The 21,740-nt window shown below is 47.8% G+C and carries 16 protein-coding genes and 2 riboswitches; of the genes, 3 read left to right on the forward strand and 13 right to left on the reverse strand.

All coding sequences use genetic code 11. The annotated features are described in order from the left end of the window. Window positions 1–109 precede the first annotated feature (109 nt). The 5 genes from MKX36_RS18320 to gcvH form a co-directional block, all read right to left on the reverse strand. Window positions 110–1,255 carry a mannitol-1-phosphate 5-dehydrogenase gene (locus tag MKX36_RS18320; RefSeq protein ID WP_340865287.1) on the reverse strand — a complete coding sequence of 382 codons (1,146 nt, stop codon included), beginning with the start codon at window positions 1,253–1,255 and terminating at the stop codon, window positions 110–112. Then, window positions 1,252–1,686: a PTS sugar transporter subunit IIA gene (locus MKX36_RS18325; protein ID WP_340865288.1), complete on the reverse strand. Its 435-nt coding sequence runs from the start codon at window positions 1,684–1,686 to the stop codon at window positions 1,252–1,254. The genes MKX36_RS18320 and MKX36_RS18325 overlap by 4 nt, the downstream gene beginning before the upstream one ends. Further along, window positions 1,683–3,767: a BglG family transcription antiterminator gene (locus tag MKX36_RS18330; protein WP_340865289.1), complete on the reverse strand. Its 2,085-nt coding sequence runs from the start codon at window positions 3,765–3,767 to the stop codon at window positions 1,683–1,685. The genes MKX36_RS18325 and MKX36_RS18330 overlap by 4 nt, the downstream gene beginning before the upstream one ends. An 82-nt stretch (window positions 3,768–3,849) precedes the next feature. Further along, window positions 3,850–5,328 (reverse strand): PTS mannitol transporter subunit IICB, encoded by a 1,479-nt coding sequence (locus MKX36_RS18335; RefSeq protein ID WP_017426746.1) that lies wholly within the window; start codon window positions 5,326–5,328, stop codon window positions 3,850–3,852. Window positions 5,329–5,754: 426 nt separating this feature from the next. Next, on the reverse strand, window positions 5,755–6,153 hold the full coding sequence (gene gcvH, locus MKX36_RS18340) for a glycine cleavage system protein GcvH (protein WP_016819056.1): 399 nt from the start codon (window positions 6,151–6,153) through the stop codon (window positions 5,755–5,757). 408 nt (window positions 6,154–6,561) lie between these two features. Beyond that, window positions 6,562–6,635, forward strand: a riboswitch (glycine riboswitch). A 13-nt stretch (window positions 6,636–6,648) separates the two neighbouring features. Next, window positions 6,649–6,745: riboswitch (glycine riboswitch) on the forward strand. A 79-nt stretch (window positions 6,746–6,824) separates the two neighbouring features. On the opposite strand from gcvH, the gene gcvT reads away from it, so the two are divergent. The 3 genes from gcvT to gcvPB all read left to right on the forward strand — a co-directional run bounded on the left by gcvT (window position 6,825) and on the right by gcvPB (window position 10,897). Continuing rightward, complete coding sequence (gene gcvT / locus MKX36_RS18345) at window positions 6,825–7,925, forward strand: glycine cleavage system aminomethyltransferase GcvT (protein WP_126665973.1); 1,101 nt, start codon at window positions 6,825–6,827, stop codon at window positions 7,923–7,925. A 123-nt stretch (window positions 7,926–8,048) separates the two neighbouring features. Next, a complete protein-coding gene (gcvPA, locus tag MKX36_RS18350; RefSeq protein ID WP_340865290.1) occupies window positions 8,049–9,404 on the forward strand; it encodes an aminomethyl-transferring glycine dehydrogenase subunit GcvPA in 1,356 nt (451 codons plus the stop codon). Continuing rightward, entirely contained in the window at window positions 9,401–10,897 is a 1,497-nt protein-coding gene (gcvPB, locus tag MKX36_RS18355) for an aminomethyl-transferring glycine dehydrogenase subunit GcvPB (RefSeq protein WP_049828197.1), read from the forward strand. The genes gcvPA and gcvPB overlap by 4 nt, the downstream gene beginning before the upstream one ends. A 128-nt stretch (window positions 10,898–11,025) precedes the next feature. Here gcvPB and ptsP read toward each other — a convergent pair whose 3' ends face one another. The 8 genes from ptsP to MKX36_RS18395 form a co-directional block, all read right to left on the reverse strand. Beyond that, window positions 11,026–12,738 (reverse strand): phosphoenolpyruvate--protein phosphotransferase, encoded by a 1,713-nt coding sequence (gene ptsP / locus MKX36_RS18360; RefSeq protein WP_016819060.1) that lies wholly within the window; start codon window positions 12,736–12,738, stop codon window positions 11,026–11,028. Beyond that, the gene (locus tag MKX36_RS18365; RefSeq protein ID WP_007431597.1) at window positions 12,731–13,006 is read right to left on the reverse strand and encodes an HPr family phosphocarrier protein; all 276 of its coding nucleotides are present in this window, start codon (window positions 13,004–13,006) and stop codon (window positions 12,731–12,733) included. The genes ptsP and MKX36_RS18365 overlap by 8 nt, the downstream gene beginning before the upstream one ends. A 110-nt stretch (window positions 13,007–13,116) precedes the next feature. Continuing rightward, a complete protein-coding gene (gene ptsG / locus MKX36_RS18370; protein ID WP_340865291.1) occupies window positions 13,117–15,162 on the reverse strand; it encodes a glucose-specific PTS transporter subunit IIBC in 2,046 nt (681 codons plus the stop codon). Between the two features lie 239 nt (window positions 15,163–15,401). Then, the gene (gene glcT / locus MKX36_RS18375) at window positions 15,402–16,277 is read right to left on the reverse strand and encodes a glucose PTS transporter transcription antiterminator GlcT (RefSeq protein ID WP_016819062.1); all 876 of its coding nucleotides are present in this window, start codon (window positions 16,275–16,277) and stop codon (window positions 15,402–15,404) included. 192 nt (window positions 16,278–16,469) lie between these two features. Next, complete coding sequence (locus MKX36_RS18380; RefSeq protein ID WP_340866130.1) at window positions 16,470–18,005, reverse strand: flotillin family protein; 1,536 nt, start codon at window positions 18,003–18,005, stop codon at window positions 16,470–16,472. 48 nt (window positions 18,006–18,053) lie between these two features. After that, window positions 18,054–18,572, reverse strand: a complete 519-nt coding sequence (locus MKX36_RS18385; RefSeq protein WP_090889856.1) for a protease — start codon at window positions 18,570–18,572, stop codon at window positions 18,054–18,056. Between the two features lie 173 nt (window positions 18,573–18,745). Beyond that, window positions 18,746–19,909, reverse strand: coding sequence for an iron-containing alcohol dehydrogenase (locus MKX36_RS18390; protein ID WP_016819065.1), 1,164 nt, complete (start codon window positions 19,907–19,909; stop codon window positions 18,746–18,748). Between the two features lie 185 nt (window positions 19,910–20,094). Beyond that, window positions 20,095–21,738, reverse strand: coding sequence for a UDP-glucose--hexose-1-phosphate uridylyltransferase (locus MKX36_RS18395; RefSeq protein WP_290409247.1), 1,644 nt, complete (start codon window positions 21,736–21,738; stop codon window positions 20,095–20,097). Window positions 21,739–21,740 lie beyond the last annotated feature (2 nt).

Genomic DNA, 21,740 nt, shown 5'->3' on the forward strand with positions numbered 1-21,740 from the left:
CGCATATAAAAATCCTCTTGAAGTTCAACTCTACAGAACACTTTTGTGCTCATATAGATGTTTTGTCTTCAAGAGGATAATCGAAATAAGTGCGTGTTATTACGTTGTTTTATGAACTTATAATATCATATTGCTCCAATATCTGCCGATGTAACGGGTCATCTGCAGGTATGGACGTATAACGTGTCAGCGCTTCACTCACCCCTTGGCTGCGAATCACCTGCTGAAGCTCAACCGCTTCGGGGTCTTCTGTAATATCAAATTTACAGGCGGCAGCCATTCCCAACGCCAGATGATCGGTCGGGATACCATACTCCTGCGCTTGCAGCGCGGGACGTACAAGACGGTCATTGGGAGACAGCTTGCGCAGCGGTGAACGTCCGACCCGAGTAACCTCGTCTGTCAGATTAGGATTGCGGAAGCGATCCAAAATCTTATCGATGTACTTCTTATGCTCCCCTTGATTCAAACCGAAGCGCTTCACAAGCACCGCTCCTGTTTCCTCCAGCGCCCCGTGTATGGAGTCCACCACCTTGGTATCCTTCATGGCCTCCTGGATCGTGGCATAACCTGCGACATAACCAATATAGGCTGCCACGCAATGGCCCGTATTCACCGTGAACAGCTTGCGTTCAATGTAAGGCTCCAGATCCTGCACGTAAAGAATGCCTTCAATCTCTTGATGATCAGGAGCCATTTGCGAGCGATCCACAACCCACTCGTAAAAAGGCTCTACCTGCACATGCAACGGGTCCTCATGATGCTGAATCGGCACAATCCGGTCTACAGCGGCATTGGGAAAATAAACCGAAACCTCTGCCTTGGCACGAGTCGCCTCATCCAGTAGCGCAAAAACATGCTCTTTCAGTTGGGCGCTGCCTCCAATTGCATTTTCGCAAGCAATCACATGCAGCGGGCCTGCCCCTCGCTCTACCCGCCGCGCTATGCCCTCGGCAATACCTGCTGCAATATGCCTGAGGATGCTAACCCCTACCGCGGTCGTGACCAGATCAGCATGGTCTACCGCGTCCGCTACAGCCGATGCATCTCTACCGTCAATCGCGGTTACATTCGTAACTGTCTCCGTATCCTTCGTATCATTCGCCAACTCTACCGTATACTGCTTGCGGCGGCGTAACTCAGATACAAGGGTCTCGTTGACATCTGAAAAGACAACCTCATAGCCTGCACGCGACAAAATCAGCCCAATAAAGCCACGACCGATATTTCCTGCTCCAAAGTGAACGGCTCTCATAACTCCAGCTCACTTTCGAACAGATCTATAATTTCCTGTGGAGCCACTGCGTTGCGAAGTTTATCCATGTTCTCTTCCTCCGCACATACCACAGCGATACTCGTCAAAATCTCCATATGATCGCCGCCTTGGGCTGCAATGCCGATCACCATGTATGCTTTTTCTTTCCCGAAATCTACGCCTTGCGGGAACTGAACGATGGAGATGCCAGTGGATTGAACAAGCGTCTTGGATTCCTTGGTACCATGTGGAATAGCCAGCCCGTTCCCAATATAGGTGGATACGATCTCCTCGCGTTCAAGCATCTTGTCAATATACTCACTTGTAATATGTCCTGCATCCAGCAGAATTTGTCCTGCCATACGAATCGCCTCATATTTGTCTTTGGCGGTTGCGTTCATTTTTATTTTGTCTATCGTCATAATACTCACGTTAGATTCCTCCCTGTCCCTAATTTACTGTGGAAAAATTCAGCCAGCTCACTCGATATATAATTGGCAATCTGATCCCTGCTACCATGTTCCAGTAGCGTAATCATGTCTTCCTGCAACAGTAATGCACTAATCTCGCTCAATACCTCCAAGCTTTCTTTCGGCAACTCACGAGGTCCCAACATCAGCAGAACGCATTCTACCTGCTCATCTACATCCGCCAGCAGCGGCTCAGCCAGCCTATACAAGGTCAGCGAAGGCTGGCGAACATAGGGACTGCGCGTATGAATCAAAGCAACGGAGGTATCAGAAATCACCTGACTCCCTTGACGCTCTCTTTCTACAAGTTGTTCAGCAACAACAGAAGGCTCTGTGACATTTCCCCGCACTGCCTCCAACATGCAGATAGCCTCTATAGTGGCTGACATATCCATCCCTTGATTTTCCAGCGGGTATACTTGAAATTGCTGTACAATGTGTACAATCTCCTCAAGGCTTTTCCGTAGACCGGTAAGCCACTCCATGCCCTGGCCGGGCTGAACAGCCTGTTCCTGAGGATGGTCATTGAGTTGATTGAGTGTAATATGCTGGATAAAATGACGCAGACGGTCACTCTCCTCTTGCGTCAGCAGCGGACTGATTTTGAGATAACGATCCGGTTCAAGCGGCAGCTCCACTGTCGAAATGATTAGATCATAATCCTCCTTCGGAATCCGCGTTGCCTCGTACCATGAGGCCCTATCCACGATTTTGATCTGTGGTAGCTCCTTGGCCAGTCTGGTTGCCAGAAGTCTGGAGGACCCAATTCCGCTCGTACAGACTACGATGGCTCGAACCTCCCGCTGCAATTGTCGCAGTCGCTCCAACGAAGCGCCAAAATGCATGACCAGAAATCCGATCTCTTCATCTGGTACTTCCATTTCGGTCATATCCGCCGCAGCCTTTTTGACCGAGTCGAACAAGCTGCCGTAATCCTTGCGGATTTGCTGAAGGAGAGGGTTGCGGATGGACTTTCCTTCCCTCAAACGTTTGAGTACCGGAGCCATATGGGCTATCAGTCCTTCACGCAAAACGCGGTCCTCTGCAAGTGGTGTGCCTGTCTCTGTCTCCACACGACGAATCAACTCATGAACCAACTCCAGCAGTACAAGATCATCCAGTGGCAGCAACCGGGTGGAATGATCCTCAGCATCACGGAACAGCAACCTGAAATAACTTCGTTCCTGGTCTGGAAAGTCAATAGCCAGCGCCGCCGACAACTCTGCGCATATGCGTTCTACCATAGCTGTGCGCAGCATGATATTCTCCTCCGAATCTGTCTTCGAATACGGGAGGGAGGCACGATGATCTACAACGTACCCGAGTCGTAGACGTGCCAGTGACACGCAAATTTGAATCAGCAACTCCATATATTTGCTTTCCACCATGTTTTTCAGCCATTGATCATGAGGCTGCCAGAGGGCGTTCTCCACGGTTAGCAAGTTCTCCCTGCCAATCATCTCCAGCAACTTTTCAGTGACACGTGTCACTGAACGAAGCTCCTCTCGACCGGAAAACAGATCCGATTCATCCAAATATTCGAGAGCCAGCTCAGAAATCGCCCGTCTTTTGTCTATCTCCCGTCCTGTAATCTTGACACCGTATCCTCGTCTGCGCACAAGCACGAGCCCTCGATCTCCGATCCATCCTTGTAATTCGTCCAGATCATGACTGACCGTAGTTACTGTGACTTTCAAATCCGATGCCAGCGCCAGTAGCTTGATCGGCTCCTGTGTATCCAGCAGCATGCACAGCACTACAATTTTTCTCTCCTCAGCGGAGTATTCGTCTGACTTCGTATGCAACAATTGCTCCCGCAGACTTGCAAGCTGAGTCGGGCCGGCATCCACATAGATACCGATCCCTGATTTTTTCTCCAGCTTTACCTCATGAGCCGCCAACCAACACTCGACTGCGCCAAGTTCCCGATGGACCGTCCTTGTGCTGACATTGATCTTCTCGGCAATTTCCCCGGCTGTAACCTCATGGGGCTGCTCCAAAAGATACTCCACGATGTCAGATTGTCGTTTCGTAATATTCATAAGCGCATACCGTTCCTTCCCAAGCTCTATTCCCTTTCAACAGGAAATACAAACTGTACACAGACGGCTGACTTTATAGGGATTAAGAGTCGGATTTCAGACGGTCAACCAGCGCTTCGTATTCAGGGCTTTTCAGAAAATTGTCAATGGAAATGTGCTCAGCATTCGGGGCTACCGTTTTAGCCCGGTCTGTTAATGTTTTTTGCGTAATGACAATGTCCGCATCCTGTGGAATTTCACTGATTGCCGTATTCGTTACCGTAACGCCCACGCCCGCCTGTTTCATTTTTTTGCGTAAAATTGAAGCTCCCATGGCACTTGAACCCATACCTGCATCACAGGAAAAGACAATTTTGTTCACTTCGGATTTATCCTTGAGCATTCGATCTGCGGCAATCTCAGCAGCACGATCAGATGCGTGGTTATCTTCCATTACAGTGGCGTTAGCACTTGCACCCTTGCTTTGATTTTTCATATCTTTCAGGCGGGATGCAGCTTCCTCCAGCCCCTCTTCCTTTTGCTTACCTGTCTTGAGCAATACTGCGGCAACAGCAAAGGATACGACTGCAGCAGCGATCACACCGCTCAGCATCGGCAAATATCCGCCTTTTGGTGTCATCAGGAAATAAGCAATGATACTGCCTGGTGAAGGAGCAGCAACCAGTCCGGCACCTGTCAACATAAAACAGAAGGTTCCCACAACGCCCCCTGCTATAGCAGCGAGAATTAGAATCGGCTTCATCAAAATGTAAGGGAAATAAATTTCATGAATCCCGCCGAAAAAATGAATGATAACTGCACCAGGAGCAGACGACTTCGCAGAGCCTTTACCGAACAGGCAATAGGCCAGCAAAATGCCGAGCCCCGGCCCAGGATTGGATTCAAGCATGAACAAAACGGATTTTCCTGTTCTTGCAGCTTCCTCTAGCGCAATCGGACTCAATACTCCGTGATTCAGTGCGTTGTTGAGAAATAATACTTTTCCGGGCTCAATAATGAGGTTGACAAGCGGCAAGAGCCCTGCATTTACGAGAAACTGTACCCCTGCCGACAATACTTGGCTGATGGTTTGAACGACCGGGCCAATCCCCACATGAGCGAGCAGTGCTAGAATGGCACCGATAATCCCGGCCGAGAAATTATTGACCAGCATTTCAAAACCTGATTTGACTTTGCCTTCAATGGCCTTATCGAACTTCTTCAAGATCCATGCAGCCAGCGGGCCAGCTACCATTGCGCCCAGGAACATCGGGATATCGGCCCCCACAATGACACCCATCGTCATAATGGCACCGATCACACCTCCACGCTGTCCGTGAATCATTGTGCCTCCTGTATAACCAATCAATAGCGGCAGCAAATAATTTTTCATCGGATCAACCAGTTGTGCAAAACCCTCGTTCGGAAACCACCCGGTCGGAATAAAAAGGGCCGTGATTAATCCCCATGCGATAAAGGCTCCCATATTGGGCATTACCATACCGCTGAGAAAACGGCCAAAACGCTGTACGGCGACACGAGCGCCACCGTTTGAACTGGACTTTGTGTCCACTGTGCTCATATTCATATCCTCCTTGTGAGTAAATAGCATCACTACCTTTTCTTAAAATTCATACTAAATGACAGCGCTATCTTCATCAACGAAATGAAAACGTACTTTCGTCATGAACGTTGATGACAACATTTAAATTTAAAATAACGGACAACGTATTATACCTGCATAATTCTTCTTAATATGACCGATAACAATAGAAATTAGTCGAAAAAACAGTGCTGTAAATCTGCACCTTATGTAGAGGAGCTCACCTCTAAATCTAATAAATCGACGTAATTACGTCTTCTAAAAGACAACAAAAAAATAGCCGCCATGTCAGATCATAGCGACTATTATATACACAAAACGAGCGGACTAACGATGCTTTTATTCAATTCAATATCCATATAAAAATTTAGAATAAAGCGCTAATATTCCATCTTATATTGCTCATTATTGTTCATCCGAAATCAACTGCTCGTACTGATCCGCAGACAGCAGCTTGCTCAGAGCTTCCTCGACATCATTGCCCATCTCTACTTCAATCATCCAACCCTTTTCATAGGGAGATTCATTCACCAGCTCAGGTGTGCTTTCCAGAGCTTCATTTACTTTCAATACGGTTCCCGCCACCGGAGCAAAAAGGTCGGATACGGTCTTCACCGATTCAATTGTACCAATCTCTGCCCCCTGTTCAATCGTTGCTCCCGCCCCAGGTAATTCCACAAAAACAATATCACCCAGTTGATGCTGTGCAAAGTCTGTAATGCCGATCCGCAACGTCCCGTCTGCTGTACGCTGAACCCACTCATGTTCGTCTGTATACCAAAGTTCCCGCTTCACTTCACTCATCCTGCTTTCGCCTCACTTCCACATGAATAAAATGCTTTTAATCACCTGTATTAGACAGGTTAAGATTATGACAACATGAACACTCATGTCAATAATACTAACAAAAATACTTCATGTTATCTCATATAGCATAGAATATTAAAAAATGATAACTTGTAACAAACGCTTACATATCCTTATTTATACATTAAATGTTTTTTGGATTGTTTTATATGACATTTTTATTGACATTTTGAATGAATTTGCGTATTAATGGGTTATAGCAAATGCTTTTGGAAATACCCCGACAACTGCAAACGCGGATGAACGCGGAGGGAGAGACTACCCAAAAGATTCGCATAGCTGTTGTCGTTTCTGAGACAGTTGTGCACGCGAACTCGGATCAAGTTGTTACCTGCAAAACCGGGTAACCTACCGTTGATCCAAAAGGTAGCGCCGAAGGAGTAAACTTGCATTGCAGGTGAATCTCTCAGGCAAAAGGACCTCTGCCGGACGCATCTCTGGAGAGCATTCGCGATTAGAGCGGATCACCCAAGGGGAAACCTGGTTCACACCGGGGTAACTTTCTGGTATCAAGGACAGAGCTGAAAGAAGAGTATGGACTGCCGTCTATACGTTTCTTTCAGCCTGTCTTTTTTGTTTAGCCGATTACATTGGATAGGAGTGAAAAAATGTCTAATTTGCGAAGAACACCATTATTTTCGTCCTACGGGACGCAGCCCGGGGTTCGTTGTATTGACTTTGGCGGGTGGGAGCTTCCCGTTCAGTTTAGCGGCATCCAAAAAGAGCATGAGGCCGTCCGGCAATGCGCGGGTTTATTCGATGTCTCGCACATGGGCGAGTTTTTGGTTGAGGGCAAAGAAGCCGAGGCTTTTTTGCAATGGGTAACCACGAATGATGTCAGCCAGTTGGAACCGGGCCAGGCACAATATTCACTCCTGTGTTACCCCGATGGAGGCGTAGTGGATGACTTGCTTGTATACTGCAAAGGACCAGAGCGCTACATGCTCGTTGTGAATGCCTCCAACATCGACAAAGATTGGGATTGGCTCATGCGCCACGTACCTGCATCGGTTCATCTGGAGAATGTGTCTGATGCGATCGCATTGCTGGCATTACAAGGACCGGAAGCAGCACATATTGCCGCAGCCGTGACAGATGCAGATATTACGAATCTGGCATCTTTCCGATTCCATGAGAACGTGCAATTGTTCGGAGCAAAAGCACTCGTCTCCCGAACCGGATATACCGGGGAAGACGGTTTTGAATTTTATATACCTGCTGAGGAAGCACCCGCCGTGTGGAATGGTTTGCTTCGTTGCGGTGAATCGTATGGGCTAATTCCCGCTGGGCTTGGTGCTCGCGATACACTGCGGTTTGAGGCACGGCTGCCGCTGTACGGACAGGAGTTATCTGCCACCATTTCACCGCTTGAGGCTGGTTTAGGTTTCTTCGTCAAGCTGAATAAAGGAGATTTTATCGGCAGAGAAGCACTGCAACACCAGAAAGAACAAGGAATTCCTCGCAAGTTGATCGGGCTGGAAATGATTGACCGCGGTATCCCGCGCGCTCATTATCCAGTCTTCGCGGAAGGCCAACACATTGGTGAGGTCACAACGGGGACTCAATCGCCCACCTTGAAGCGTAATTTGGGGCTAGCCTTGGTGGACAGTCGTTTTAGCACCCTATCTACACCGTTAGAGGTCGAAATTCGAGGTAAACGCCTGCGTGCGGAAGTGGTCCCAGCCCCCTTTTATAAACGGTCACGCTGATCTTAATCCTCTTCACTCTAAAAAAGCGATCATGTCAGATACGAAATTCTGGATTTTCCAACTACGATTATGTATTAGCTAATTTACTATCTAAATTTTGCTTTTCGAAAGGAGCCAGAACTTATGAAGCAGCATCGCTATCTCCCCATGACCGAACAAGATCAAACCGAAATGCTGCGTGTGGTGGGCGTATCATCCATTGATGATCTATTCAGTGACATTCCAGAGGCAATTCGATACCAAGGGGAACTCCCTCTTTCCTCTCGGCTCGACGAAAGAGCCCTAACTCGCCACATGGCCGAGCTGGCCGGGCACAATGCCAATACAGATACACATGCCAGCTTTCTTGGTGCAGGTATTTATGATCATCATATTCCGTCCGTCATTCAGCACATCACCTCACGTTCCGAATTTTACACAGCCTACACCCCCTATCAGCCAGAAGTAAGCCAGGGCGAGCTGCAAGCCATTTTTGAATTCCAGTCATATATTTGCGAATTGACAGGCATGGCAGTAGCGAATGCCAGTATGTACGATGGAGCGACAGCTCTGGCGGAAGCGGGCTCACTGGCCGCCGCAGCCACGCGCCGTAAACAGCTTATTGTATCAAGGTCTGTCCATCCAGAGGCACGCCAGGTATTGGCAGCCTATGCGCGCGGATTGGACTTGGACATCGTGGAGATCGGCTGTTCGGACGGCGTAACGGATGTCGATGCGCTTGCCGCGGCCGTATCGGAACAGACGGCGGCTGTCTTGATCCAAAGCCCCAACTTTTTTGGAGCCGTGGAAAATCTGAAGCCGATGGCTGACCTGATCCATGCACACAAGGGGCTAATGGTCGTCAGTGCCAACCCATTGGCACTTGGCTTGCTGGAGGCGCCCGGTAAGCAGGGCGCGGATATTGTTGTAGGGGACGCGCAGCCACTTGGGATCTCGTCCTCCCTCGGCGGTCCGACCTGCGGTTACTTTGCCGTCTCCCAGGCGCATATCCGCCGTATCCCTGGGCGTATCGTAGGCCAAACCACAGACCGTAACGGCAAACGCGGCTTCGTGCTGACCTTGCAAGCGCGGGAACAGCATATCCGCCGCGAAAAGGCCACGTCTAACATTTGCTCCAATCAAGCGTTGCTTGCATTATCTGCATCTGTGTACTTGTCCGTCATGGGGAGACAGGGCATCCAGGAAGTAGCCGAGCTGAATTTGCATAAAAGCCGCTATGCGTTAGAACAATTGCTGAGCTTGAAAGGCGTAACTGCCTCATTTCACGCACCGACCTTTAACGAGTTTGCCCTTAGGCTGCCTGAAGGTACGGATGTGAGCAAACTTCAGGACAATCTGCTAGCTGCTGGATTTATCGCAGGCTATGATTTGGGCCGGGACTATCCGGAACTTGCGGGTCACATGCTGATTGCCGTGACGGAGCAAAGAACCAAAGAAGAGATCGACCAATTTGTACACACCTTGGAGGGATTGCTATGACACACACCGGACCGGACCAGAAACAAGAGCTGTTGAAGGAACACGATCAAGCGCTCATTTTTGAATTGAGCCGTCCGGGTCGCATCGCTTATTCCCTTCCCGAGTGCGACGTTCCTCGTCGCCCGGTGGCAGAGCTTTTGCCGGATTATGCGCTGCGCAGCGAACCTGCGGCATTACCCGAGGTATACGAAGTAGATGTTATTCGCCATTATACCGCCCTGTCCCAGCGCAACTTCGGCGTCGACAACGGGTTTTATCCGCTTGGCTCGTGTACGATGAAATACAATCCAAAAGTGAATGAGGATGTCGCCCGTTACGCAGGCTTTGCTAAAATTCATCCATATCAGCCGGAGAATAGCATCCAGGGGGCTATGGAGCTGCTGCATACGCTCCAAAACGATCTGGCTGCGTTGACCGGCATGGATGCCGTCACGCTCCAGCCCGCTGCTGGCGCCCATGGCGAATGGACCGGGCTGATGATGATTCGCTCGTACCACGAGGCACGTGGTGAGCGACGTACCAAGGTGCTCGTGCCGGATTCCTCGCACGGTACGAACCCCGCCAGTGCAACCGTCGCGGGCTTCGAAACAATCACCCTTCCCTCCACCCCTGAGGGGCTGGTGGATCTGGACGCGCTCCGCCAAGCGGTAGGCAACGACACCGCTGCGCTCATGCTGACCAATCCGAACACGCTGGGCTTGTTCGAGAAGCAAATTACTGACATTGCCGCGATTGTGCATGACGCAGGTGGTCTGCTCTACTATGACGGGGCAAACTCCAACGCCATCATGGGGATTACCCGCCCCGGGGACATGGGCTTCGATGTGGTGCATCTCAATTTGCACAAAACGATGAGTACCCCGCACGGTGGAGGCGGCCCCGGCGCTGGACCCGTGGGCGTGAAGCAGCGGCTGATTCCCTATTTGCCCAAGCCGATTGTCGTACGTGATCCGCAGGGTGTGTACCGCTGGGATCGGGAGCAGGGAGATTCTATTGGACGGGTCAAAGCCTTTTACGGTAACTTCGGCATTCTCGTCCGTGCCTATGCCTATATTCGCAGCTACGGTCCTGATGGCTTGAAGCGAGTGTCCGAATGTGCTGTACTTAATGCCAACTACATGATGCATCGGCTAGCCCCGCATTTTGACCTGCCTTATCCAGGGCATTGCAAACACGAATTTGTCATGTCAGGGCGAGGTTTGAAGAAATTTGGAGTACGCACGCTGGATGTAGCCAAACGATTGCTTGATTTCGGTTACCATCCGCCTACCATTTATTTTCCGCTAAATGTAGAGGAATGCATCATGATCGAGCCGACGGAAACAGAAAGCAAAGAGACGCTGGATGCTTTTGTCGACACTATGATTCATATTGCGCGCGAAGCCGAGGAGAACCCTGAGCTGGTGCTCAATGCACCCTATACCACTCCAGTCACACGCCTGGATGAAACCACTGCAGCCCGTAAGCCTGTGCTGAATTGCGCATGTAGTTAAGGTTAAATTTAAACACAACCATCCAAAGCATACAAAAAAGCCGGTATCTGTTGAGATACCGGCTGCTGTATGTATACAGCAATTTTTGTTGGAAAAAGATATAACCTTTGAAAATGTGATACCCTTCCTTATGCTTCGATGCTTTGAACCAATTCAACAACCTGCTCGGCTGTTTGCATATCCAGAGCTTTTGCAGCCAATTTCTCCATGTCCGCACGGGACAACTTGGAGATTTGACTACGTGCTGGCAGAATGGAAGTTGCGCTCATGCTGAACTCATCCAGTCCCAGACCCAGCAGCAACGGAATTGCTGTTGTGTCTCCTGCCATTTCACCACACATACCAACCCAACGTCCTTCACGGTGAGCGGCATCAATAACCATTTTCACCAGACGCAAAATGGATGGATTATATGGTTGATACAGGTAAGAAACCCGCTCGTTCATACGATCCGCTGCCATTGTGTATTGAATCAGATCGTTAGTACCGATACTGAAGAAATCCACTTCTTTTGCGAATTGGTCAGCCAATACCGCTGTGGAAGGAATTTCTACCATGATGCCCAGCTGAATTTCTTCAGATACGGATACACCCTCGGCTACCAACTTTTCTTTTTCCTCCAACAAAACAGCTTTAGCTTCACGGAATTCGTTCAGCGTAGCAATCATTGGGAACATAATGCGCAGGTTACCGTGCACGCTTGCACGCAACAAAGCACGCAATTGAGTGCGGAAAATATCCTGGCGATCCAGACACAGACGAATAGCACGGAATCCGAGGAATGGATTCATTTCTTTCGGCAGATCCAGATAAGGAAGTTCTTTATCTCCACCGATGTCCAAAGTACGGACTACAACCGGTTTGCCTTCCATTCTTTCCAGAACCGTTTTGTAAGCTGTATATTGTACTTCTTCGGATGGGAGCTTGTCGCGTCCCATGTACAAGAACTCCGTACGATACAAGCCAACGCCTTCACCACCGTTGTCTAGAACACCAGCTACATCGTTAGGCGTACCAATATTGGCTGCCAGTTCGACATGGACACCATCGACGGAAACCGTAGCTTCGCCGCGCAGCTTACGCCACTCTTCGCGTTGCTTGTCATATGCCACTTGTTTAGCGCGGTATTCTGCAACGATTTCTTCGGTAGGATTCACGAACACGTGACCATCCAGACCATCGACGATAATCAAATCGCCGCTTTTAGCTTGAGACAATATATTTTTTGTTCCTACAACAGCAGGAATTTCTAATGAACGAGCCATAATAGCCGAGTGCGAAGTGCGTCCGCCGATATTCGTTGCAAAACCCTTAACAAATTCACGGTTCAGCTGAGCTGTGTCGGAAGGTGTCAAATCTTCTGCAAGTACAATCGTTTCTTCGGCAATTTCTGCAGGGCTGACAAAATGAACACCAAGCAGGTGATTAAGCACCCGTTTGGTTACATCACGCATGTCCGATGCGCGTTCTTGCAAATATGCACTTTTCATGTTCTCAAACATGGAAATAAACTGTGTAGCTACTTCATTCAAAGCATAGTCAGCATTAAGCTGCTCGTCTCTGATTTTAGCTTTAACCGGATCGATCAATTCAGGATCATTCAGGATGAGCAGGTGAGATGCAAAAATTTCTGCTTTTTTCTCACCCAGCTCACGAAGCGTTTTCTCCTTAATCGATTCCAATTCGGTTTGAGATTGTGCCAAAGCCGCATCCAATCTTGCGATTTCAGCTTCAACATCACCAACCGCGCGTCTCTCTACAGCGTAATTCGGATGCTCCAAGATAAACGCCCGGGCAATGGCTATGCCTGCCGAAGCGGCAATCCCGGAAATTTTAAGCATGAATTTCGCCCAGCCCTTCGTTAACGATTACATTTTCAAGAGCTTTCAATGCTTCAGCAGCTTCAGCGCCTTCGCAGATAATGTTAATAGTATCCCCTTGTTCCAGACCAAGAGACAATACACCCAGAATGGATTTCAAAGTTACTTTTTTACCGTTAGCTTCGGCGAAAGATTCAGCACCGCTGAATTTGTTAGCTGTATTTACCAGCGCAGTTGCAGGACGTGCATGAATACCGTCTTCATCCGTAATTCTAAAAGTTGTTTGCATAATTTGTTCCTCCCACTTTCCTAAAAATAATATTTGTTTACACGCAGCATACCGGATAATTGATCAGACGGCCTAAGCCGCCTAATCAACTAATCCGAAACACATAGAGTTTATTTTATCGTAATTATACCATCTTCGCCAGCCTTCAATACTCCAGTTTTGTTTAAAGTTACCGAAGATCCTTCTGGAAGGTTGGTAAAAATGACAGGTGAGATGATGGATTTAGCGTTTGCCTTCACGTATTCCACGTCTACTTTCATAATAGGCTGGCCGGCTGACACAAGATCGCCTTCGTTCACCAAAACGTCAAATCCTTGACCTTTAAGCTTCACTGTATTCACCCCGATATGAACAAGCACTTCTTTACCACCATCGGATTGAATACCAACCGCATGCTTGCTTGGGAATACATTGAATACTTTACCATAAACAGGAGAAACAATGGTTCCATCATTTGGCACAACTGCAAAGCCATCACCTGTCATGCGTTCTGCAAAGACCGGATCGGGAACGGTCGAGATGTCCACCAATTCACCGTTTACTGGCATCACGATATCTTCCACAACGATTGTTTGCTTTTGTTCTCCGGCTTCCTTTTCCTCTTGTGGAGCTGGTTCTGAAGGAGCAGGTGCAGGTGTACGTCCTGCCATGATATCAGCCATTTGGGTTTTAATCGTATCGGAACGGGTACCAAAGATCGCCTGTACATTGTTACCAACTTCAAGGACACCTGAAGCGCCAAGTTGTTTCAGACGAGCTTTATCCACGTTTGATTTCTCATTAACCTCGATCCGAAGACGTGTAATACATGCATCCAGATGCTTGATATTCGATGAACCACCGAAAGCAGCCAAAATGTTATGTGGAAGCTCGTCACTGCTACCGCTTGCTGCACCCTCCACATTATCTGTAGCTTCTTCACGTCCTGGTGTCTTCAAGTTGAATTTCCGTATGATGAATCGGAATCCGAAGTAGTAAATAACCGCCAAAATCAGACCGACGATAATTACATACCACCATGGCGTACGGGTTGGAATAATCCCGAATATCAGGAAGTCAATAAATCCACCTGAGAACGTCATACCGATTTTAACATTCAAAATTTGCATAGTCATAAATGACAAACCTGCAAATACACAGTGTACTGCAAACAGCAATGGAGCTACGAACAGGAAAGAAAATTCCAGTGGCTCCGTAATACCTGTCAGGAACGAAGTCAAGGCAGCTGAACCCATGATACCTGCTACATATTTTTTGTGTTCCGGTCTTGCTTCATGATACATCGCAAGTGCTGCTGCCGGTAATCCGAACATCATGAATGGGAACTTACCTACTTGGAACGTACTTGCTGTCAGTGCCACGCCGTCGCGAAGCTGATTGAAGAAGATCTGCTGGTCACCGTGAATGGTTTGACCTGCTTTGTTCACATATTCACCAAACTCAAACCAGAACGGTGAGTACCAGATGTGATGCAAACCAAACGGAATGAGCGCACGTTCGATAACCCCGAACAGGAACGCCGACAAAGTCGGGTTGGAATACACCATAAAGTGAGATACTGCGTTAAGCCCTTGTTGAACTGGGGGCCAGATCAGCACCAATGCCAGTCCGACAATCAGTGAAGATACTGCCGTTGCAATTGGAACGAAGCGCTTACCCGCAAAAAAGCCCAGGTACGAAGGAAGCTCGATTTTGAAAAATCGATTGTACATAGCAGCGGCCAGTATACCGATGATAATCCCGCCGAACACCCCGGTTTGAAGTGTAGGAATACCCAACACATTCGCATAACCCGGTACTTTTTGAGCAATCAGACCAGGTGTAACACCTACAGCTGTACCCAGCGTAATGTTCATTACGAGGTAACCGATGATCGCAGCCAAACCTGCTACACCTTCGCCGCCCGCCAGACCGACGGCTACGCCGACTGCAAACAACAGCGCCAGATTATCAAAAACAATTTGTCCGGCGTTCATCATGATTGTCGCTACCGATTGAACCCAGCCCGCATTTAACGCAGGGATGTACTGGAGAAAATCAGGATTGACCAGCATGTTGCCGATACCCAATAAAAGCCCCGCAGCTGGCAAAATCGCTACTGGAAGCATTAACGCTTTACCGACACGCTGTAAAACGCCGAAAAGCTTTTTGAACATACCTTCCACATCCTTCTCTGAAATTTAGAACAGAGGCAAAACAACAAAAAAGGCATGAGCCGATTTAAGTATGTTTGAACACAACCTTGGGATATAGCATACCCCAGTAGGCTGTAAACAATCATAACTTAAAACAACTCATGCCTGATCGAATCAGTAACACGTTAAAATGTTTAGTTGTTGTCTTCCTCATTGCAAAATTGATTATAGCACCACGCTAAATGCGAGGCAATACTTTTTTATTCGGGCTTTATCACAGTTTGTTGCTCTCCCTGCTCCTTGCGTTGGGACAAACGCTGCAGATGCATCGTCAAATAGCTAACTTCAGCTGGATACACCGGTTTACGTAGCCTTTTCTCCATAATCTTCGTAAGTTTCCAGGCCAGCATATACATTTCTGGATATTCTTCATTCAAAAGCTTGTCCAATCGGTAAATCTCCTGCACAATTTCTCCTCGTCGTACACGTTCAATCGCAAATCTCAGATGAGTCAGCAGACGAGAATAATCAAGGGATTGGAGAGGAATTCGGTAATCCAGTGTCGTCTCGACGACCTGAACCATGTCAGCAATCAGACGAGAATCCTTCCTAACCTCGGAGATATGTTGGTTTGTCATAGCACTATAAATATGCAGAGCTACGAATCCGATTTCATCTTCTCCCAGATCTACATTCATCTTATCCCTGATTAAAGCAACAGCCTGCTCAGCCATCTTGTATTCCTGAGGATATATTTCCCTAGTCTCATACAAAAACGGATTATGAATCGTAATTCCCTGTTTATGACGGTTGATGGAAAAAGCGATATGGTCAGTTAAAGCAATCAAAATATGCTCATTTAGAGGCTTCTTTGCTTGAAGTTGAACAAGATGAAGTACCTCACCGATGACCTCGATGAGCTTTTCATCCAGCTCAGGAAGCAACCGTTTGTATTGCTCCTGCTCTTCATGGCTTTTTAATATAAATAATTTTTCAACTGAATCCAACGAGATCAGATCGCCAGCTCTGCGATTGAAACCGATTCCTTTTCCAATCACGACAACCTCATCATGCTCGGGATGCATCCCTATAATCACATTGTTATTCAGCGCTTTGGCCACTTTTAGGCTGCTCACATCCGCACCTCTTTTATCAGAACCTTGATCCTAAGAATTATAGCATGAAGCTCAGAGGAATCCACGTTAAAGTACCAAATATTCCGCTAAAGGTCAATAAAAAGAAAACGCTTTTCATCACAATTCCCAGGAAATGCTGTGATGAAAAGCGGTCTTTTGAAGGCTGAGAATCTACTCCCCAAAGGCTTATCGTTATTCTTTATCCGTTAGTGCCACCTCAACCAAGGGTGGATTGTGCAGCTTGTTCGCATCATCGGAGGAAGGTACGGAATGAAGACCATTTTTTCCAGTGGTTAGTCCCTTGATCAACTGCTCTACATCAATACCGGATACACTCTTAAGCATCTCGGGAGCCGTCGCCATCAGTTCGGTGACATAATTGCTGACACGCGTTGCTCCTTCCCCTTTACCCGTATCCACAACAGTCAGTTTATCAATGGATGCAATCGGTTCGGCAATGCGTCCGGCCAGATCCGGCAACATTTTCACGATAATATCGAGCACGGCGGCCTCTCCAAACTTCTGGAACGCCTCCGCCAGTTTTTCCTTGGCCTCAGCTTCCGCGAGACCACGCAAACGGATGACATCTGCATCGGCTGTACCTTTGGCCCGTTCTGCATCCGCTTCTGCTTGCCCGTTTAGACGTTTTTGTTCAGCTGACGCTTTAGCCTGTGTTTCAATCGAGTATTGCAGCGATTCCGCCTCACGCATTTTACGCGATTTGTCAGCTTCCGCCGCTTGTTCTACTGCGTACCGATCGGCTTCCGCCTTCTTTTTCACTTCCGCATCATATTGCTTTTCACGTACCTGTATTTCCTTGGCTTGAATATCAATCTCCCGTTCCTTACGTACCAACTCGACTTTCATCTGTTCTTCGACGGCAGTCTGCTTGGCACGGGCCTCCTGAATGTGATAAGCCTGATCGGCTTCTGCTCTGGCAGTATCCTGTTCTTTCTTAAACGAAGCCACCTTCAGTTCCTTCTCCTTGGCTGCCTCGGCAATATTCGTATCCCGCAACAGCTCGGCCTTCTGTCCTTCCTGTTCTGCTTGCGCCTTCTGAATTCGGGCATCCCGCACTGCCTCGGCTTCTGCAATCTCTGCATCCCTTTTCACAGCAGCAATTCTCGGCTTACCAAGCGCATCCAGATACCCATGTTTATCGCGCACATCTTTGATGGTGAATGAAACGATCTGCAAGCCCATCTTTTTCAGATCGCGCGCAGCCACGCCCTGTACTTCCTGCGCAAACCGATCCCGATTACGATATACTTCCTCTACTGTCATGGAGCCGAGGATTGCCCGCAAATGTCCCTCCAGCACTTCTTGAGCCTCTCCTCTAAGCGCTTCCAGCGGCTTTCCGATGAACTGCTCGGCTGCTGTGGCTACATCCTCAATGGAACTGCCAACCTTGATGATCGCCACACCATCCGCAATCACGGGTACTCCTTGCTCTGTATATACTTCCGGTGTAGTTACGTCCAATTTGTGAGACAACAGAGAGATAAATTCGGACTGCTGGAAAATAGGCCAAATGAAAGCGCCCCCACCACGTACAATTTTAATCTTGCGACCAGAATCATCCTCGGAAATATTTTTATTTCCCAGAAAAGAACCTGTCACAATCATTCCTTCATCCGGTCCTACCGTTTTGTAACGGGCCCAAAAAGCAATCCCTAATATGACGATAACAATGACAACAATTCCAGGGATCAACACAATATCTTGCAAACTTGACACTCCCGATCACGCTCCCTTCAAGTTAAGCGAATGCGCCGTCTATGTGTCCAGGTACGCTACGCGGACGACGCCCTCTGCGACCTCAACCACGACAATACGGGTTCCCGCAGCTAGCGGTTTGTGATCAAAGCTAGATGCTGTATGTATGGTGTTGCCTGCACCCAAGCGGATCATAACTTCCCCGTAACCAACCTCAGGTACAGGAATGGTGACCTCACCGATTCTGCCAGTTAGTTCACGCATTGAGAAGCCACTGGATACCTCTGAATTCGCCATAGGCTTGATAAACGCAAAAAACACTAGCACTCCAATAACAAGTGCAATCCCTAAAGCAAGCACAACGACCCAGCCCATGGCCAGCCCAGTATACTTTGTCAGTAGTACTCCAGCCCCGCCAAAAGCAGTCATAGCCCCAAGTAGAACGACAGGTCTGAACCAATCAAGGCCCGGCAGTTCTAAGGCCCCATCCAGCCAGCTACCGAGTACATCCCCGATCAACACGCTAACCACGGTAAAGATTGCTCCTCCTGCCAATAACCACCAAAATAAGGTTTCCATGCGACTCCTCCTTCCATGTACCTTTTCAGTCTGGTTTCCAGTCTATAACTATGTTTACGTATTCAACCTTAAAAAGTTTCAAAATTTACCTCCTATATTCCAAATTAAACCCAAAAAAGCACGTTCGTACGTCTAATGACGCACAAACGTGCCTATTATGCTCCAACCGCTGTTTACAGGGATGCTTTGTAAATTTCGACTACATCTTCGCGATTGAGCTTGTTAAAGCCACCGAAAGGTCCGAATTTCACAGCTTTATCAGCCATTACATCAATTTGGGACGCATCAATATCGTAATCAGCCAGACGGCTTGGTGCACCAATCGAGCTCCAGAAATCACGCAACGCTTGAATACCTTCCAACGCTACTTCTTCATCACTCTTACCTTCTGGGTTCACATGGAACACATTCACAGCCAGCTGTTTGAAGCGTTCAGGCTTCACATGCAAGTTATGTTTCATCCAGTTCGGGAACAGAATAGCCAGTCCTCCACCATGCGGAATATCATAAACAGCAGACACAGCATGCTCAATATTGTGAGTAGCCCAGTCACCTGTCAGCCCCATGTTCAGAAAGCCGTTCAGTGCCATCGTACCACAATACATAATGGTTTCACGCAGCTCGTAGTTTTCCAGATCGTTAACCAGTCCCGGCGCCGCATCTATGACCGTACGCAAAATCGTTTCACACCAGCCCAATTGAACCGGAGTATTGGATTCCAAATGGAAATAATGCTCGAGCGTATGTGACATCATATCCACAATTCCGTAAACCGTTTGATTTTGTGGCAGAGAGTATGTGTTCACCGGATCAAGAATGGAAAACGCAGGAAACGCATGTACGCTACCCCAGCCCAATTTTTCCTGAGTTTTTTCGTTTGTAATAACAGAACCTGCGTTCATTTCAGAGCCGGTTGCAGCCATGGTCAGAACCGTACCTAATGGCAAGGCTGCTTTGGGAGCCGCTTTACGCTCTGCAAAATCCCACATGTCCCCATCATATTTTGCACCGACAGCAATAGCTTTGGAGCAATCCAGTACACTACCACCGCCCACAGCCAGTACAAGGTCGATTTGATTTGTTTTACACAATTCAACACCCTTATGTACCGTAGACAAGCGAGGATTTGGTTCTACACCCGCCAGTTCTGTTACCTCTGCACCAATTTCACCAAGCAATTTTATTACATTATCGTACAAACCGCTGCGCTTAATGCTGCCGCCGCCATATACAAGCAATACACGTTTTCCATATTTAGGAACTTCACGCTTGAGAGCCTCCAATTGTCCTTTACCGAAGATCAATTGTGTAGGATTATAAAATTCGAATGCTTTCATCGCAAACGTTCGCCTCCAATATTTCTAAAGTTTAATGTTAAGAAACTACTCTATTATAACCTTTATGGTTACAGGAAACAAATTGCTTTATTTTCAGAAAAAAAACCATACTCCTTAAGGAGTATGGTTACATTTCACATCTTGGGAGGGTTCTCGTATTGTATTATGTGGAAACATAAGCAACTTTATTCTCCCAAGGTATAGCCCAATTGTTTCATAAAACGGCCAAACGCTTGCTGACCGGATGGATTCCGTTTATACACTCCTGCGTGCTCTAAAATTTCACTGAATTTCAGTCCAACCTCATTTTGTACGGTACGAACAGCCGTCTCCTTATCAGACAGACGACCGAACCGGGTATTCAACTGGTAAATCCAGTCTGCATGCTTAAACAGTGGATGTCCTTCCTGCTGCATAGCCACGGCCAATTCGTCGTCCCCACACAAGATATCAGCAATTCCATCCAGCTCATCCTTGAGTCGACCTGGTAAGATGGCAAGCCCCATCACCTCGATCAGACCGATATTTTCCTTTTTGATATGATGCATCTCGCGATGGGGATGGAAAATACCTTCCGGATATTCTTCACTCGTTCGATTGTTCCGCAGTACGAGATCCATCTGATATCTTCCTTCAGAATCCCGGCGCACAATCGGCGTTACTGTATTATGCGGAATCGTTTCCCCCTCCAGCTCGGTATGAGAGAGAACGTCTACCGATGGATCACTATAACCCTTCCAGGCTTCAAAAGCAGCATTCCCCGCCTCCAACAGTGCGTCGGGATCTGTTGACGTAAAACGAATGACCGACATCGGCCAGTTTACAATACCTGCCGTAACCTGCGGAAACTCTTCATTATGGTATACGCCGTCCACATCCGCTTTTTCAATTGGGAATGTATGACGACCACCCTGAAAATGATCATGAGTTAGGATCGACCCTCCGACAATAGGCAGATCCGCATTAGAGCCAATGAAATAATGCGGAAACGCTTTCGTAAAGGCCAGCAACCGCCGCAGCGTATCCTTTGTAAGCTTCATAGGTACATGATCATGATGGAACACAATGCAATGCTCGTTGTAATACACATAAGGTGAATATTGAAAAAACCACGGTTCCCCATTCAATTCGACCGGAATAATACGCAAATTTTGGCGGGACGGATGGTTTACCCTCCCGGCATATCCAACGTTTTCACGGCACAGTTGACATTTGGGGTAAACAGGCGGCGGTAAAAGCTTCGCCATTGCAATTTCCTTGGGACTTTTTTCTGGCTTGGACAAATTAATCGTAATTTCCATATCTCCGTAAGGCGTTGACTGATTCCAATACACATTGCTGGCGACCCGATCCATTCGAATGTAGTTCGAATCGATGGATAATTGATAAAAAGCATTTGTAGCCGCTTCTATACCACGTTCAGCCTCCGTTTGATGAAAGTCACGGATGACTTCAGACGGTCTCGCCATTAGCTGACCCATGATTTTGGAATCCAGCAAATCACGATACGTATCCGTGTTTTCAGGGATAAGCCCTATGGCAAAACCATAATCTATCAATACATTAAGCACAGGCTGGAGAGCTTCGGGGGCAATAATGCCCCCTGCTTCCCCACCGGAATAAGGCTCCGAAAACCCGAACTGCTCCAATAGCAGATTACGACTGTAATCCGTATCTTGCAGACCAATCAAGCCCTTCTTATGTGCGAATGCAACCAGTTGCTCCACCGCATATAGAGCCGATTGCTGTACAGTTTCGTCGATGTCATGGGCCAGGTGCCGGGAAAGTTCCCGGTCTTGGCCTTTATCTACAGATTGGCGCTCGCTCATAT

The organism is Paenibacillus sp. FSL W8-0439 (assembly GCF_038008995.1).
Classification (GTDB): Bacteria; Bacillota; Bacilli; order Paenibacillales; family Paenibacillaceae; genus Paenibacillus; species Paenibacillus polymyxa.

Coding starts and splice junctions, on each gene's coding strand:
- gcvT (WP_126665973.1), top strand. CDS start 6,825: ATGTCTAATTTGCGAAGAACACCATTATTTTCGTCCTACGGGACGCAG.
- MKX36_RS18335 (WP_017426746.1), bottom strand. CDS start 5,328: ATGAGCACAGTGGACACAAAGTCCAGTTCAAACGGTGGCGCTCGTGTC.
- MKX36_RS18395 (WP_290409247.1), bottom strand. CDS start 21,738: ATGAGCGAGCGCCAATCTGTAGATAAAGGCCAAGACCGGGAACTTTCC.
- MKX36_RS18330 (WP_340865289.1), bottom strand. CDS start 3,767: ATGAATATTACGAAACGACAATCTGACATCGTGGAGTATCTTTTGGAG.
- gcvPB (WP_049828197.1), top strand. CDS start 9,401: ATGACACACACCGGACCGGACCAGAAACAAGAGCTGTTGAAGGAACAC.
- MKX36_RS18390 (WP_016819065.1), bottom strand. CDS start 19,909: ATGAAAGCATTCGAATTTTATAATCCTACACAATTGATCTTCGGTAAA.
- ptsP (WP_016819060.1), bottom strand. CDS start 12,738: ATGCTTAAAATTTCCGGGATTGCCGCTTCGGCAGGCATAGCCATTGCC.
- MKX36_RS18385 (WP_090889856.1), bottom strand. CDS start 18,572: ATGGAAACCTTATTTTGGTGGTTATTGGCAGGAGGAGCAATCTTTACC.
- ptsG (WP_340865291.1), bottom strand. CDS start 15,162: ATGTTCAAAAAGCTTTTCGGCGTTTTACAGCGTGTCGGTAAAGCGTTA.
- MKX36_RS18365 (WP_007431597.1), bottom strand. CDS start 13,006: ATGCAAACAACTTTTAGAATTACGGATGAAGACGGTATTCATGCACGT.
- gcvPA (WP_340865290.1), top strand. CDS start 8,049: ATGAAGCAGCATCGCTATCTCCCCATGACCGAACAAGATCAAACCGAA.
- gcvH (WP_016819056.1), bottom strand. CDS start 6,153: ATGAGTGAAGTGAAGCGGGAACTTTGGTATACAGACGAACATGAGTGG.
- MKX36_RS18320 (WP_340865287.1), bottom strand. CDS start 1,255: ATGAGAGCCGTTCACTTTGGAGCAGGAAATATCGGTCGTGGCTTTATT.